The organism is Micromonospora sp. NPDC049060, from assembly GCF_040649055.1.
GTDB classification, from domain to species: domain Bacteria; phylum Actinomycetota; class Actinomycetes; order Mycobacteriales; family Micromonosporaceae; genus Micromonospora; species Micromonospora reichwaldensis.
In genome coordinates this window covers 26,694-41,584 of sequence record NZ_JBEZEV010000035.1, presented here as the reverse complement: position 1 = coordinate 41,584, position 14,891 = coordinate 26,694, and the positions used below count along the sequence as shown (strand labels likewise).

Annotated in this window: 12 protein-coding genes and 1 riboswitch; of the genes, 9 read left to right on the top strand and 3 right to left on the bottom strand. The window is 73.5% G+C overall.

The genetic code is table 11. The features are described from left to right. Positions 1-139: 139 nt before the first annotated feature. Complete coding sequence (locus AB0B83_RS15305) at positions 140-3,004, top strand: alpha/beta fold hydrolase (RefSeq protein ID WP_357578723.1); 2,865 nt, start codon at positions 140-142, stop codon at positions 3,002-3,004. Next, positions 3,001-3,876: an ABC transporter permease subunit gene (locus AB0B83_RS15300; protein ID WP_357578722.1), complete on the top strand. Its 876-nt coding sequence runs from the start codon at positions 3,001-3,003 to the stop codon at positions 3,874-3,876. Before AB0B83_RS15305 ends, AB0B83_RS15300 begins: the two co-directional genes overlap by 4 nt. Before the next feature lie 13 nt (positions 3,877-3,889). Here AB0B83_RS15300 and AB0B83_RS15295 read toward each other — a convergent pair whose 3' ends face one another. Beyond that, positions 3,890-4,462: a DUF4232 domain-containing protein gene (locus AB0B83_RS15295; protein WP_357578721.1), complete on the bottom strand. Its 573-nt coding sequence runs from the start codon at positions 4,460-4,462 to the stop codon at positions 3,890-3,892. A gap of 873 nt (positions 4,463-5,335) precedes the next feature. Here AB0B83_RS15295 and AB0B83_RS15290 point away from each other — a divergent pair. Further along, positions 5,336-6,229 carry a hypothetical protein gene (locus AB0B83_RS15290; RefSeq protein ID WP_357578720.1) on the top strand — a complete coding sequence of 298 codons (894 nt, stop codon included), beginning with the start codon at positions 5,336-5,338 and terminating at the stop codon, positions 6,227-6,229. 21 nt (positions 6,230-6,250) lie between these two features. On the opposite strand, the gene AB0B83_RS15285 is transcribed toward AB0B83_RS15290, so the two are convergent. Next, positions 6,251-7,000 (bottom strand): hypothetical protein, encoded by a 750-nt coding sequence (locus AB0B83_RS15285; RefSeq protein ID WP_357578719.1) that lies wholly within the window; start codon positions 6,998-7,000, stop codon positions 6,251-6,253. 173 nt (positions 7,001-7,173) lie between these two features. Here AB0B83_RS15285 and AB0B83_RS15280 point away from each other — a divergent pair, with 173 nt between their 5' ends. From AB0B83_RS15280 to paaN, 4 genes are all read left to right on the top strand, one after another. Further along, positions 7,174-7,602: a DoxX family protein gene (locus AB0B83_RS15280; RefSeq protein WP_151456024.1), complete on the top strand. Its 429-nt coding sequence runs from the start codon at positions 7,174-7,176 to the stop codon at positions 7,600-7,602. 120 nt (positions 7,603-7,722) lie between these two features. Next, positions 7,723-7,858: riboswitch (SAM riboswitch) on the top strand. 10 nt (positions 7,859-7,868) lie between these two features. Then, complete coding sequence (gene thrC, locus AB0B83_RS15275) at positions 7,869-9,155, top strand: threonine synthase (protein ID WP_357578718.1); 1,287 nt, start codon at positions 7,869-7,871, stop codon at positions 9,153-9,155. A gap of 393 nt (positions 9,156-9,548) precedes the next feature. Continuing rightward, positions 9,549-10,568, top strand: coding sequence for a GNAT family N-acetyltransferase (locus AB0B83_RS15270; RefSeq protein ID WP_357578717.1), 1,020 nt, complete (start codon positions 9,549-9,551; stop codon positions 10,566-10,568). A gap of 52 nt (positions 10,569-10,620) precedes the next feature. Continuing rightward, on the top strand, positions 10,621-12,294 hold the full coding sequence (gene paaN, locus AB0B83_RS15265; protein WP_311411753.1) for a phenylacetic acid degradation protein PaaN: 1,674 nt from the start codon (positions 10,621-10,623) through the stop codon (positions 12,292-12,294). Between the two features lie 83 nt (positions 12,295-12,377). On the opposite strand, the gene AB0B83_RS15260 is transcribed toward paaN, so the two are convergent. Next, positions 12,378-12,911, bottom strand: a complete 534-nt coding sequence (locus AB0B83_RS15260; RefSeq protein WP_357578716.1) for a GNAT family N-acetyltransferase — start codon at positions 12,909-12,911, stop codon at positions 12,378-12,380. A gap of 210 nt (positions 12,912-13,121) precedes the next feature. Between AB0B83_RS15260 and AB0B83_RS15255 the strand changes: the two genes are divergently transcribed. Then, a complete protein-coding gene (locus AB0B83_RS15255; protein ID WP_121400069.1) occupies positions 13,122-13,325 on the top strand; it encodes a cold-shock protein in 204 nt (67 codons plus the stop codon). Positions 13,326-13,539: 214 nt separating this feature from the next. Next, on the top strand, positions 13,540-14,658 hold the full coding sequence (locus AB0B83_RS15250) for a DUF3824 domain-containing protein (RefSeq protein WP_357578715.1): 1,119 nt from the start codon (positions 13,540-13,542) through the stop codon (positions 14,656-14,658). The last annotated feature ends 233 nt before the right edge of the window (positions 14,659-14,891 follow it).

Genomic DNA, 14,891 nt, shown 5'->3' with positions numbered 1-14,891 from the left:
AACATCGGAATTCACATGATCCGAATTCATCTCCGTGAGACGGTCTGGACCGCGCCGGTGCGACGCCGATCGGATCAACCGGACGGACGTACGGAGGATCTCAGCCAACGCTCAGGATCCGGGCCGTACCGTGTGCCCAATGAGATCGCCGTTGTCGGCCGCGTGGATCCGGCGTGCCCTGCCCACCCGCCGCCGCGCCGTCGCCGCGACGGTGGTCGTCGTGCTACTCGCCGCCGCCGTGACCTGGGCAGTCCTGCCGCAGGGGCCGGCCGTCCGCACCGAGGCGGCGTTCGTGAACGTCCGCTCCGGGCCGGGCGGGGACGAGCCCGTCGACCTGGACACCACCTTCTACCTGCCCGAGGACGCGTCGGCGGCGAACAAGGTGCCGGCCGTGCTGCTGGCGCACGGCTTCGGTGGCACGAAGGACTCCGTCCGCGCCGACGCCGAGGAGTTCGCCGGGCGCGGCTACGCGGTGCTCACCTGGACCGCGCGGGGCTTCGGCCGCAGCGGCGGGCAGATCCACCTGGACCACCCGGACTACGAGGTCCGGGACGCCGAACGGCTGCTGGACTGGCTCGCCGCCCGGCCCGAGATCCGTACCGACGCCGCCGGGGACCCGAAGGTCGGCGTCGTCGGCGGCTCGTACGGCGGCGCCCTGGCGCTCCTGCTCGCCGCGCAGGACCAGCGCGTCGACGCGATCGTGCCGATGATCACCTGGAACGACCTGTCCCGCTCCTTCCTGCCGGAGAGCAGCGGCAAGGAGCCCACCGAGGGCGTGTTCAAGTCCGGCTGGGCCGGGCTGTTCTTCGGCGGCGGCGGCAACGTCGGCTCCGGGCCGGCCGGGCTCTCCGGGACCAGCGCCGCGCAGCCCGAGGGGGCGCCCGCCTCCGCCGGCCCGCCCAGCCCGGGGCCGGGCGCCGGCCCGGGGACGGGTCCCGGGCGCGCCCCCGCCGGGGCGGGAGACCCGGCATGCGGCCGATTCGCCGCCGACATCTGCGCCGCGTACCTGCGCATCGCCACCACGGGTCGGGCCGACCAGGCCGCCGTGGACCTGCTGCGCCGCTCCAGCCCGGCCGGGGTGCTCGACCGGATCAAGGCGCCGACCCTGCTCGTGCAGGGCGAGGCCGACACCCTCTTCCCGCTCGGCGAGGCGAACGCGAACGCGAACGGCATCGCCGCCGCCGGCACGCCCGTCCGGGTGGCCTGGTTCACCGGCGGCCACGACGGCGGCGAGGGCCCGAAGACCGACTCGGACCGGGTGAAGTTCCTGACCGTGCAGTGGCTCGACCACTACGTCAAGGGCGAGGGCGAGGCCCCGGGCGACGACTTCACCTGGTCGCGGATCGCCGGCTTCGACGCCCTCGACCGGGGGCTGGTGGCGACTGGCTACCGCTACGCCGACTATCCCGGCGTCGCCGGCACGGCCCGCCGGAGCGTACCGGTGGCCGGCCCCGCCCAGCCCGTCGCCAACCCGCCGTCACGCAACCCGGCCGCCATCTCCTCGGTGCCCTTCGCCGGTGAGTTGTCGTCGCTGCTCGGCGGCGTGGCCGGCGACATTCCCGGCCAGCACGCCCGGTTCGAGTCGCAGCCGCTGGCCGAGGCGGTGGACGTCGTCGGCGCCCCGACGGTCGACGTGCGGGCGGCGTCGCCGACGGGGGAGGCGGTGCTCTTCGTCAAGCTCTACGACGTCGACCCCAACGGCGCGGCCACCCTGCCCAACGGCCTGGTCGCCCCGGTCCGCCTCACCGGCCTGCCGCCGACGATCGACGCGGCACGCCCGGTCACCGTCACCCTGCCGGCGATCGTGCGCAGGATCGAGGCCGGGCACCGGCTGCGCGTGGTGGTGGCGACCTCCGACCAGGCGTACGCCACCCCGGTCGAGCCGGCCGTGCACACCGTCGCGGCCACCGGCGCGGTCAGCCTGCCGACCGTCGCCGGCGACCCGATTCCCACCTCCGCCACCGTGTGGCGCTGGGTGCTGGCCGGCCTGGTCGCCGCGATCGTCGTCGGGCTCGTCGTGGTCGTCGCCGTGGTCCGCCGCCGGCACCGCCGCCAGGACAGCTCCATCCACCCGGCGTACGCGGGCGTCCCGCTGGCCGTGCGGCAGCTCCGCAAGGAGTACGCGGACGGCTTCGTCGCCGTCTCCAACGTGGACTTCGAGGTGCACCCCGGTCAGGTCGTCGGCCTGCTCGGCCCGAACGGCGCGGGCAAGACCACCACGCTGCGGGTGCTGATGGGGCTGACCCAGCCCACCGCCGGCGAGATCTACGTCTTCGGGCACCGGCTGGTGCCCGGATCGCCGGTGCTGTCCCGGATCGGCGCGCTCGTCGAGGGGCCGGGCTTCCTGCCGCACCTGTCGGGACTGGACAACCTGAAGGCGTACTGGCGGGCCACCGGACGGCCCGCCGAGGACGCGCACTTCGAGGAGGCCCTGGAGATCGCCGGCCTGGGCGACTCCGTGCACCGCAGGACCAACAACTACAGCCACGGCATGCGGCAGCGCCTCGCCATCGCGCAGGCGATGCTGGGCCTGCCCGAGCTGCTGGTGCTCGACGAGCCGACCGACGGGCTCGACCCGCCGCAGATCGCGGAGATGCGCCGGGTGCTCCAGCGCTACGCCACCGACGGCCGGGCGGTGCTGGTCTCCAGCCACCTGCTCGCCGAGGTGGAGCAGACCTGCACCCACGCGGTGGTGGTGAACAAGGGCCGCATCGTCGCCTCGGGACCGGTCGAGGAGATCGTGGGCGAGTCGCCCAGCGTGCTCTTCGACGTGACCGACCCGGAGGCCGCCCGGGCGGTGCTGGACGGTCTGGACGGGGTGCGGGTGCTTCCCGACGGTGAGGGGCAGCTCGTGGTGGACACGAACGGCACCGCCCGCAGCGAGGTGGTCGCCGAGCTGGTCCGGGCCGGCATCGGGGTGGACCGGGTGGTGCCGCGGCGCCGCCTGGAGGACGCGTTCCTCGCCCTGGTGGGCGAGAACTCTCGGGGAAGCGGGGACCGATGATGGCGGGCACGTCACCCACGGCGGGAGCGGCGGCCGGCTACCGGCCCTCGGCGACCCTGCCGTTCGGCGCCGAGTTCCGGCGGCAGGCCTCCCGGCGGCGTACGCAGCTCGCGCTCGGGTTCATGGTGCTGCTGCCGTTGATCATCCTGATCGCGTTCCAGTTCGACACAAGCGGCGACGACGACAACGGGCGCGGGGAGTTCGGCAGCCTGGTGGAGTTCGCCACGTCGGGCGGGCTGAACTTCACGCTCTTCACCATCTTCGTCTCGGCGTCGTTCCTGATGGTCGTGGTGGTGGCGCTGTTCTGCGGGGACACGGTGGCCAGCGAGGCGAGCTGGGGCAGCCTGCGCTACCTGCTGGCGGTGCCGGTGCCCCGGGCCCGCCTGCTGACGGTGAAGCTGCTCGTCGCGCTCGTCTACTCGGCCCTGGCACTGCTGCTGCTCGCCGGCACCGCCCTGCTGATCGGCACCCTCCGCTACGGCTGGGAGCCGCTGCGCAGCACGGTGGCGGCCCAGCTCGAACCGGGCGAGGGGCTGCTGCGGCTGCTGGGCGTGCTCGGCTACCTGGCGGTCGTACTCCTGGTGGTGGCCGGCCTGGCGTTCCTGCTGTCCGTGGTGACGGACGCCGCGCTGGGCGCGGTCGGCGGCGCGGTGCTGCTCTGGATCCTCTCCAGCATCCTCGACCAGATCACCGCCCTGGGCGCGCTGCGCGCGTTCCTGCCGACGCACTACAGCACCGCCTGGCTGGGGCTGCTGTCGACGCCGGTGCAGACCGACGACGTGGTACGCGGGGCGATCTCGGCGATCAGCTACGCGACGCTGTTCTGGGGCCTGGCGTTCTGGCGCTTCACCCGCAAGGACGTCACCAGCTGAGACGCCGGGCGCCTCACGGCAGCGGCCGAGGGCTGCTCGGCGCCGACCTGCTCGGCGCCGACCTGCTCGGCACCGGTCTGCCCGGCCGGGCCGGCGTCGGTGCCGGGTCGGTCGCCTTCTTCCAGGCGCTGACGCCGATCCGGCCCGTGTTGCCGAGGTCGACGGGCCCGTCCAGGCCGACGACCTGCGCGGCCCCGCCCACTGCGGGCGCGACCTCCAGGCGCTCGCCATCGGTGGCGACGACCGTCGGATCGGTGACCAGGTTGCGCCAGAGCACGGCGGCGCCGGCCCGCTCGCCGGGCTGCAGGGTCAGTGGCCGGGGCGGGTCGTCGAAGCCCGAGGTGATTTCCTTGGCCCCGTGGACCACCCGGACCGGGATGGGGTCGCCGTCGCCGTCGAACAGGCGCAGCACGGGGTAGCCGTGGAGCCGGTAGGGCTTCGTGCCGCAGTTGACCAGCTCCAGGCCGAGCGCACGCAGACCCATCGCGGCGTTGCTGCCCGGCGAACTGATCCGGACGCCGGCTGCCGGGCACTCGGTCGTGGGAGTGGCCCAGAACGCCGTCGCCGATGCGGTCGCGGTCGGCATCGTGGCCGGCGCTGATCCGGCTGGCGGCAGGTCGGCCGACGGCGGGTCGATCGCCGGCGCACAGGCGCCGAGCAGGACGAGGCCGGCGATCGCGAGTCCGACCGCCCGTGCCGGACCTGCGATGCCGTCGCGAGGACGCGGTGCGGGTCCGCCCGCGGGTCGGGGTGCGGGTCGGCTCGCGGGTCGGGGTGCGGGGTGGGCCATCGCCCGATCATCGCACCGGCCGGTGCGCCGCCGATTCTCTGACACCCGCCCGGTGGGGATCCGGTGGCGCTGTCGAGCTGCCCCACCTGCGGGGCCAGCGGGCCGGGCCACCCCGGGCGGTGCCTGTCGAGCTGAATCGCCTACGACATCACTCGGCCCGCGCCACCCGGAGTGAGGTGATCGGAGCGTCGGTCGCAGCCCGGCTGCAGCCGGCCACCGGTTCGAGCCGCACCATGGGCGCCCGGTTGATGATGGAGCCCCTGGCCCGTCGACTCTGGAACGTCCCCCCGGTCGGCTGCGCCACTGCCCACTTCAGCGGGGAGGCGCGTACCCCCGACCTGGCCGCGGCGACCGGGGCGATGCTCCTGACTGGACACCGCCGGGCGGCTTCTGTGACGGCATGGCGCCTGTGAGTGAGAATCGGGTATGGCCACTCCGCCCGCCGGGCCGCCACCCGAGCCGCCGACCGAGCGCTCGTCCACGTCTCCGCCTGGGCCACCGGCTGAGCCGTCGTCCGCTTCCCCGCCCGTGCCGCCACCGGAGCAGCCGTCCGGGCCCCCGTCAAGGACGAAGGCCTGGGCCGTGCTGGCCGATGAACGCCTGCCCGGATTTCGCGGGCTCCCGCCCAGGCAGCGTGCGGTGTACGCGACCGCCGCCGTCGTCATCCTCGTGGTCGGCGCGCTGTTCGCCTACCAGGCCAACTTCCTCCTGGACCGGTCGACGGCCACCGATCGGGCCCGCTCGGACAAGCAGGCTCAGGAAGCGGTCGACCGTGAGCAACCCGCCTTCGTGTCCACCGTCACGCCCCTGGACTACGACCGGGACCTCCCCGAGGCCTTCCGCGTGCTGCTCGATCGGCCGCTGACCGAGGGCGAGCAGGCCACCCTCACCGCCCTGAACGGTGATGCGTCGCGGGTGTGGGAGTTCATGAAGCCGCTCGGCGGCCGGGTCGTCGAGAGTGCGTCCTACGTGGCGCCCTTCGAGGACGGCAACGAGAATCGCGGCAATGCCCAGACGTTCGACCTGAACCTGAACAGCGATCGCGTCGCCGGACTCACGATCAACAACATGGTCGCCGTCAAGGACTCGTGCCACGCACCCACGGCGCAGACCGTCGTCACCATCCCCCCGGGGGGTGCCGAGTCCCGGCAGGGCCTGCTGTGGGACCTGACCGGCGGGCCGACGGACAAACCGCACGGCCCGTACGTCCTGGACGAGGGCGAGCCGAAGGAAGGTCAGCTGTACTTCCGCCGCAATGTCGTCGAGCTGGGCAACGGCCAGTCGAACATGGCGTTCCGGGTCCAGCCGGAGGTGAGCAGCCACACCTGCCAGTGGCACATCGTCGCCTCGTACACCGACACGACCGGTTCCCACGAGCAACGCATCCCGAGCGGTGCCGGCACGTTCACCACCGAGGCCGTTCCGGCGCAGCCCGTGCAGTACTTCGAGCGGGTTCCGACCTCGGGGTGGGGCTGCCTCGGCGAGGTGGGTCAGCAGGGCTGCACGGCCACCGGATCCATACGGCTACCGAGGCCGCCGACCCACCGACCGGTCCCCGACTGAGGCGGCCCGGTCGCGGGGACGTCAGCGGGAACGGGGCCTGCGCTTGCGGGTGGGGGAGTCGGGGGAGTCCGGCGCGGTGCCCGAGTCGGCGGTGTCCCCGTCGTCGGGCGCGTCGGTCACCCGGGCGTCGGTGTGGCTCAGCTCGGCCAGTGTCGCGCCTCTGAGCTGGTAGACGGCGGTGCGCCGGATGCTCAGCTCCGCCATCGGGCCGCCCGCCGGCCGGGTCAGGTAGACCACCGTCGCCCTGCCGTCACGCACGCTGACGCTCTCCACCGGCGTACGGTCGCCGAGGTCGACCTGGGCCTGGTAGTCCGGCTCGCCCCTGACGTTGCGCCAGGCGGCGAGGGTGAAGAAACGGCCGGTGCCGCCGCCGTCGAGCGCGACCACGCCGATCGCGTCGCCCGCGCCGTCGCCGTCGAGGTCGCCGACGGCGCACGGTCGCTGCAACTGCACCGTCGTGCCGTCCCGGTCGGACCACCGGCCGTCGGAGAGGCGGAGCGGGGCGGCGTACCCGCGGTAGCGGACCTTCCGGCTGCCGACCCGGGTGTCGCGCAGTTCCAGGCAGGTGAGCTGGTCGCCGGTGCGGCGCGGGGTGGGGGTCGCCCGGGTGGTCGCCGGGGTGGCGTCGACGTCGTCACGCTTCGCGGCGGTGCCGGCGGTCCGGTCGGCGGACCGGTTCCGCTTCTTGCGGTTGCCGGTGGAGCAGGCGGTGGTGAACGCCAGCAGGCAGGCCATGGAGAGCGCCACCACCGGGACGAGCTTGCGACGCATCGCGCGTTCCTTTCCGTCGATGTGCCCGCACCGTAACGGGCCCGCGCCAACGCCCTCGTGGACATGGTGTCGACGTAGATGGGAGCGTTCCCATAGAGGGGGAATCAATCGACACCGTCAAATGTCCGGCGGCATCCTGGTGTCGTCCCCTATTCCTGACCGGAGGTGCCCTGATGCTCGCTGACCGGATCGGCGGCCCGGCCCTGTCCCTGTTCCGTGCCGTCGTCGGCCTGCTCTTCCTCTGCCACGGCCTGGCCTCACTGCTCGGGGTCCTCGGTGGCAGCCGGGGCACCGGCGAGGCGGTCCCGCTCGGCGAGTGGCCGGGGTGGTGGGCCGCGCTGATCCAGGCGGTCTGCGGCGGGCTGGTGCTCGTCGGGCTGTTGACCCGGGCGGCGGCCCTGCTGGCGTCCGGCTCGATGGCCTACGCGTACTTCGTGGTGCACCAGCCCGACGCGCTGCTCCCGCTGCGCAACGGCGGTGAGCTGGCCGTCCTGTTCTGCTGGTCGTTCCTGCTGATCGCCGTGTTCGGCCCCGGCGCGTGGGCGGTCGACACCGCGCTGCGGGCCCGACGCCCCGCCGACTCCCGCTCGGTGACCGCCTGAATCCGTACCGTCGAGGAAGGTCCGCCGGCCGCCCGACGGCGACTGCGGGATCGCTCACAGCGTGGGATCTCGCGTCGGTCCGGGCGGCGTCGGTGCTTAGACTCGACGGCACAACTGCATACCTCATCCAGAGGGGCTGAGGGATACGGCCCGACGACGCCCCGGCAACCACCCCGCGCGCTCATCGCAGAGCGACCGGCGGGGCAGGTGCCAATTCCGTCCCCGCCGCAGGGTGCGATGCGGGGAAAGATGAGAGGACCCGCGACATGACGTCGACGTTCGCCCCCTCCGGCATCGACACCACCGCCAGCCCCGCCCGCGCCCTGGTCTGCCGCGCCTGTTCGGCCCGCTATCCGCTCGCCGCCCAGCACGCCTGCTACGAGTGTTTCGGCCCGCTGGAGGTCGACTACGACGCCGCCGCGCTCGCGACGGTCACCCGGGAGCAGATCGAGGCGGGCCCGCAGAACATCTGGCGGTACGCGGCGCTGCTGCCCGCCGGCCAGGACCCGGCCACCCGGGTCACCCTCGACCCCGGTTTCACCCCGCTGGTGGCCGCCCCGCACCTCGCCGCCGAGCTGGGCATCACCGCCCCGCTCTGGGTCAAGGACGACAGCGCCAACCCGACCCACTCGTTCAAGGACCGGGTCGTCTCGGTGGCGTTGACGGCCGCCCACGCGCTCGGCTTCAGCCGCTACGCCTGCGCCTCCACCGGAAACCTGGCCAACTCGGTCGCCGCGCACGCGGCCCGGGCCGGCGCGCCGTCGGTGGTCTTCATCCCCGGCGACCTGGAGCAGGGCAAGGTCATCACCACCGCCGTCTACGGCGGCGAGCTGGTCGCCATCGACGGCTCGTACGACGACGTGAACCGGCTCTGCGGCGAGTTGGTGGAGACGGACGAGTTCGAGGACACCGCGTTCGTCAACGTCAACGTGCGCCCCTACTACGCCGAGGGCTCGAAGACGCTCGGCTACGAGGTCGCCGAGCAGCTCGGCTGGCGGATCCCCGCGCAGGTGGTGATCCCGATGGCCTCCGGCGAGCTGCTCACCAAGATCGACAAGGCGTTCGCCGAGCTGGTCGAGATCGGCCTGGTCGAGGCGCCGGCCGGCGGCTGGAAGGTGTTCGGCGCGCAGTCGGCGGGCTGCAACCCCATCGCCACCGCCCTGCACGCCGACACCGACACCATCACGCCCGTCAAGCCGACCGGCATCGCCAAGTCCCTCAACATCGGCGACCCGGCCGCCGGCATCTACGCGCTGGAGGCGGTGCGCCGCACCGGGGGCTGGATGGAGTACGTCGACGACGACGAGATCCGCGCCGGCATCCGGCTGCTGGCCCGGACCACCGGTGTCTTCGCCGAGACGGCCGGCGGGGTGACCGTGGCCGTGCTGCGCAAGCTGGTCGAGTCCGGCCGCCTCGACCCGACCGCCGAGACCGTCGTCTTCAACACCGGCGAGGGCCTCAAGACCCTCGACGCGGTGGCCGGCGAGGTCGGCCCCACCCACCGCATCAAGCCCTCGCTCCGCGCCGCCCGCGACGCCGGCCTCCTCGGCTGACCCCCACCCCCACCCCCACCCCCCTCCCGCACCCACCTGCTCCGCGTCGATCATGAGGTTGACGGCGAAGCTGATCGCGAACAGTGCCGCCAACCTCATGATCGACGCTCGGGACCCCGGGGACCGGGGTGGGGTGGGGGCAGGAGGGCGGGGTGGGGGATTCGCGGCGTAACTGGGATTTCGCTGTGAGTGCGGAAAACGCGCCGACGAGGACTTGACGGCAGGAACCGGACAGCGCAAGATGCTCCGTGCGGGAGGGCGTTTCGCCGGAGACTTTCAGTTCTTGCGACCCAACGCCGGAGGCGTTGTGCGAGCGTCCCTCCCGACCAACTTCCGATCGGGCCAGCGTTAATTCGCTGGCCCGATCGTCGTCCGGTGGCGCACCCTCAGCCGATGAGCATCGCGATCGCGCCGCTCGACGCCGCCGACCAGGCCGCCGTTGACGAGGCCTACCGGATCGGCGCGGCGGCCAACGCTGTCGACCTGCCGGACTTCCCGCCCTTCTGCCGGCGGCGCTTCGAGGCGGCGATTCGGCACCCGATGCCGGGCAACGAGCCGCTCTGGGCGCTGGCCCGCCTCGACGGCGTGCCCGCCGGCTACCTCGCGTTGGACCTGCCGCAGCTCGACAACACCGAGAACGCCGAGGCCGACCTGGTCGTGCACCCGGAGCACCGGCGCCGCGGCGTCGGGCGCGCGCTGCACGAGCACGGCGTACGCCTGCTGCGGGAGCGGGGTCGCAAGCGGGTGCTGGCGATGGCGGTCTCCGCGCTTCCCGGCGGCCCGGACCGCTTCGGGGCCCCCGCCGCCTTCGCCGCGTCGACCGGCGCCCGGCCGGCGCTGGCCGAGGTCCGCCGCCGGCTCGACACCACCCGGCTCGACCACGACGGCCTGGCCGCCGCGCTGGCCGACGCCCGGAGCCGGGCCGCCGGCTACGACGTCGTGCGCTGGCAGGGAGACACCCCGCAGGAGTACGTCGCCGACATCGCCTACCTCGACGGCCGGTTGATGACCGACGCGCCCCTGGGCGACGTGGAGTGGGAGCCGGAGCGGATCGACGTCGAACGCGTCCGCGGCATCGAGCGGGCGCTGCGGGCGCGGGGGCGGCGGCGCTACCACACGGCGGTGCGCCACGAGGCGTCCGGCCGGGTGGTCGCCTGGACCCTGCTCGACGTCGGGGCGTCGGCCGACTGGCACGCGTTCCAGCAGATCACCATCGTCGACCCGGAGCACCGCGGCCGCCGCCTCGGCCTGCTCACCAAGGTCGAGAACCTGCGCCACCTGCTGGCCCACGAACCGGCGGTACGCGCGATCGACACGTTCAACGCGGCGGAGAACGCCCACATGGTGCGGATCAACGAGCAGCTCGGGTTCCGTCCCGTCGACGGTTGGACCGACTGGCAGCTCACCATCTGAGTTGTGACACGCCCCTACTGATCTGAGGGGTTCCTGTTGCATGATGGCGGGCATGACGGAGACCCCGCACCCCCTGTACGACAGGCACGCCGACACCCTCAACCGGGCGCTGACCGCGATCACGGAGCGCGGGTACTGGTCCGCCTATCCCGAGTCGCCCAGCCCCCGGGTCTACGGCGAGACCGCCGCCGCCGACGGCAAGGCCGCCTTCGAGGCGTACCTCGGCGGTGACTTCCCCCTCGACCAGCCGGGCGCGGCCGACCGGGTCGCCACCGAGAGCAGCCCGTTCGGCGTCGAGCTGAACGTCCGCTACCCGCACGCCGGCGCCGACGAGTTGGTCGCCGCCGCCTCCGCCGCCCTGCCCGCCTGGCGCGACGCCGGCCCGCAGGCCCGGGCGGGGGTCTGCCTGGAGATCCTCGACCGGCTGCACAAGCACATCTTCGAGCTGGCCAACGCGGTGCAGTTCACCAGCGGCCAGGCCTTCGTGATGGCCTTCCAGGCCGGCGGCGCGCACGCGCTGGACCGCGCGCTGGAGGCGGTCGCCTACGCGTACGCGGAGATGACCCGGCACCCGGGAACGGCGGGCTGGGAGAAGGCGGCCGGCAAGGGCGACCCGCTGCGGATGACCAAGACCTTCCACGTGGTGCCCCGTGGCGTGGCGCTGGTGATCGGCTGCAACACCTTCCCGACCTGGAACTCGTACCCGGGGCTGTTCGCCTCGCTGGTCACCGGCAACCCGGTGGTCGTCAAGCCGCACCCGCGCGCGGTGCTGCCGCTGGCGATCACGGTGAAGTACGCCCGGGAGGTGCTCGCCGAGGCCGGCTTCGACCCGAACCTGGTGCTGCTCGCCCCCGAGGCCCCCGGGGAGAAGCTCGCCTCCACGCTGGCCCTGCACCCGGCCGTGAAGATCATCGACTTCACCGGTTCCACCGAGTACGGCGACTGGCTGGAGGCCAACGCCCGGCAGGCGGCGGTCTACACCGAGAAGGCCGGGCTGAACACGGTGGTGATCGACTCCACCGACGACTTCGCCGGGATGTGCCGCAACCTCGGCTTCACCCTGAGCCTCTACAGCGGCCAGATGTGCACCACGTCGCAGAACATCCTGATCCCCGGCAACGGCATCGAGACCGACCAGGGGCACAAGAGCTTCGACGAGGTGGCGGGCGGGATCGCCGCGGCGGTCGCCAAGGTCACCGCCGACCCGGCGCGCGGGGTGGAGATGACCGGCGCGATCGTCAACGACGGGGTGCTGGAGCGCCTCGACGAGGTCACCAAGGTCGGCGAGGCGGTGCTGGAGTCGCGTACGGTCGAGCACCCGGCCTTCCCCGGCGCGGTGGTCCGCACCCCGACGGTGGTCAGGCTGGCGGCCGACGACACCGCGACCTACTCGAAGGAGTGGTTCGGGCCGATCTCGTTCGCCATCGCCACGGACTCCACCGCGCACAGCCTGGAGATCCTGCGCGCCACGGTCGGCGAGAAGGGCGCGCTCACCGCGGCGGTCTACTCCACCGACGAGGCGGTCCTCGACGCGGCCGAGGCCGCGGCGATCGAGGTCGGGGTGCACCTGTCCTGCAACCTGACCGGCGGGGTCTTCGTGAACCAGTCGGCGGCCTTCTCCGACTTCCACGGCAGCGGCGCCAACGCGGCGGCCAACTCGGCGCTCACCGACGGCGCCTACGTGGCCAACCGGTTCCGCATCGTGCAGTCCCGCCGGCACGCCTGAGGTGTCCGGCTGCCCGGGTCGGCCCCGCACGGGCCGCCCCGGGCGGCCGATCCGGTCCTGGCGGAACGGGTCGCCGGCGCGGGTCAGGCCGGGCGGCGCATCTGGAGCTCGGTGAGCGCCGGGACCGTGGGGTGCGGGACGCGTACGCCGGTGTCGACGAAGCCCAGCCGCCGGTACGCGCGGTAGGCCCGGTCGTTGCCGACCACGACCTCCAGCATCAGTTCGGGGCGCCCGCAGGCGCGGGACCAGGCCGCGACCGCGTCGACGAGGTCGCCGAGGAGGCCCGTGCCCCGCCAGGGCGGGGTGACGTAGACGGCGTACACCACGGTCAGCCCCGGCTCCCCCGGGGCCACCGTGCCGCCGGCGTGCCCGACGAGCCGGCCGCCCGGGTCCGCGACGAACTGGGCGGTGCCCGCCCCGACGGAGACGGACGCGATCCTGGCCGCGTAGTCGGCGTGCGACCGGGCCGCCGCGTCGGCGAGGGTCTCCAGGAAGGCCAACGGGGCGTCGGCGAGCATCTCCAGCCGCAGCGCCCGCATCCGAGCAGCGTCCGGGGGTCGGACCCGCCGGATCTCGGCCCGCCGCGTCGGCCCCGGACCGTCGGGCGTGCTCGTCATGCCGAATGCCTATCACAGCGATGACGGCCGATGGCTGTCGATCGGCGTATGTCCGATTTGTGGTCGTGCGCCGTCGTCACGCTTCGTGTAGCGTGCGATTTCGGTCACCGTTTCAGCGGCCCTCGTCGATCGCCGAGCCGGTGGTCCTCCGGTGCCGGCCCGCCCGGCCTCCGGGGTCGTGGAACGCCGCGCAGAGTGAGGAAGTGCACCGTGGCAGAGGGCACCGTGAAGTGGTTCAACTCCGAAAAGGGCTACGGCTTCATCGCCGTCGACGGTGGGCAGGACGTCTTCGTCCACTTCTCGGCGATCGAGATGGACGGCTACAAGGCGTTGGACGACGGCCAGCGGGTCGAGTTCGAGATCGCCCAGGGCCAGAAGGGCCCCCAGGCCGAGCGCGTGCGCGTCATCGCCTGACGGGCGTCCCTCCCGCGCCCCCGCGCCGACCGACCTCCCGACCGCCGGTCGTGGGGCGCCGGCCGGGGGCGGCCCGGTGCCCCGGGCGGTCGTCGGCCGGTCCGCTCCACGGGGCCGGGCAGTCTGCCGGTCCGCTCCACGGGGGCGGGCTTCGGCGCGGTTGCGTCGGCAGGGGAGGATCGTGAGCCGTTCCAGCCATCGCTGAGGAGGGTTCATGTCCGACCAGCCGCCCCAGGCCGCGCCGCCCCCGGGAGGTCCCGACCCCTCCGCGACGCCACCCGTCGGCCCGGGCGGTGCTGCGCCGACGGGCCCGCAACAGCCGCAGGAGTGGGTCTTCCCGCCCACCGGCGGGTACCCGGCCGGCTCCGGCCCGTACGGCGGGCAGCCGTGGTACCCGGGCGCCCCGGTCGCGTACCCCGGGCAGCCGGGCGCTCCGGTCGCCTATCCCGGGCAGCCGGTCCACGGGTGGTACCCGCCGGGGCACGGCCTCGACCCGGCCGACCTGCTCGTCACCCCGCCCGGCGCGGGCGTCAACGGCTGGTTCGGCCGGTGCGTCGGCGCGGTGCGTCGGGGCTGGCGGCTGCTGCTGCCGATCCTGCTGCTCACCCAGGTGCTGCCGGCCATGGTGGTGTCGATGCTCTCGTTGGTCGTCGACCCGAGCGCCAAGTGGGAGGAGTCGATGGCCGGCGACCCCGCCGCGCTGCCCGACACCTTCCTGACCGACACGGTCGTCCTGCTGTCCGTGGTGCTCGGCAGCGCCCTCGTCTTCGGCTTCGTGCAGAGCCTGGGCTGGGCGGCCGGCACCTGGGTGGTCACCCGGCAGGCGGCAGGTCAGCCGGTGAGCGTGGGTGCCGCCCTCTCCTACGGGGTGCGCCGGGCGCTGGGCCTCTGGGGCTGGACCCTGCTGATGAGCGTCATCATCGGGCTCGGGGTCTGTCTCTGCGTGATCCCCGGCATCTACTTCGCCTTCGCGCTGAGCATGGCCGGCCCGGTCTACCTGTTCGAGCGGCAGCACCCGATCGGCCGTTCCTTCCGCATGTTCCACGACCGGCTCGGTCTGCTGCTCGGCCGGGTGGCGCTGGTGGCGGCGGCGGTGATCGTCGGCAGCGGGGCCGCCAGCATGGTGGAGGGCATCGGCACGCTGCCGTTCGGCACCACCCCGCTGGAGTCGCCCGGCACGGCGGTCGGTGTGCTCGTGGTGACGCTGGTGGGCGCGGTGCTGGCCCTGCCGACCCACCTCGCCCAGCTGGTCGGCCTGGTCGTCACGTACGCCGAGCAGCGTGCCCACGAGGGGCCGGTGGACAGCGCCCGGCTGGCCGGTGAACTCGACTGACCGGGGCGATCGTGCTTGCACTCGGCAGGGGAGAGTGCTAAACAAGTCATTGGCACTCGCATACCGCGAGTGCCAATGGTCGGGGCGGTAGGGCCACGGTCGTAGCGGCGTCCAGACGCGGCTGCGGCACATGGCCGGTCGTCGCGGGCTATCCGGCCCGGCCGAGGAGACGTCGTCGTCGCCAGGTGGCGACGTCCCAAGGTGCGTACACCAGGCGGCCCATCCGGGACACA

Coding starts and splice junctions, on each gene's coding strand:
- AB0B83_RS15285 (WP_357578719.1), bottom strand. CDS start 7,000: ATGCGTCGCAAGCTCGTCCCGGTGGTGGCGCTCTCCATGGCCTGCCTG.
- AB0B83_RS15280 (WP_151456024.1), top strand. CDS start 7,174: ATGCTCGCTGACCGGATCGGCGGCCCGGCCCTGTCCCTGTTCCGTGCC.
- AB0B83_RS15270 (WP_357578717.1), top strand. CDS start 9,549: ATGAGCATCGCGATCGCGCCGCTCGACGCCGCCGACCAGGCCGCCGTT.
- AB0B83_RS15300 (WP_357578722.1), top strand. CDS start 3,001: ATGATGGCGGGCACGTCACCCACGGCGGGAGCGGCGGCCGGCTACCGG.
- AB0B83_RS15260 (WP_357578716.1), bottom strand. CDS start 12,911: ATGACGAGCACGCCCGACGGTCCGGGGCCGACGCGGCGGGCCGAGATC.
- AB0B83_RS15250 (WP_357578715.1), top strand. CDS start 13,540: ATGTCCGACCAGCCGCCCCAGGCCGCGCCGCCCCCGGGAGGTCCCGAC.
- paaN (WP_311411753.1), top strand. CDS start 10,621: ATGACGGAGACCCCGCACCCCCTGTACGACAGGCACGCCGACACCCTC.
- AB0B83_RS15295 (WP_357578721.1), bottom strand. CDS start 4,462: ATGCCGACCGCGACCGCATCGGCGACGGCGTTCTGGGCCACTCCCACG.
- thrC (WP_357578718.1), top strand. CDS start 7,869: ATGACGTCGACGTTCGCCCCCTCCGGCATCGACACCACCGCCAGCCCC.
- AB0B83_RS15305 (WP_357578723.1), top strand. CDS start 140: ATGAGATCGCCGTTGTCGGCCGCGTGGATCCGGCGTGCCCTGCCCACC.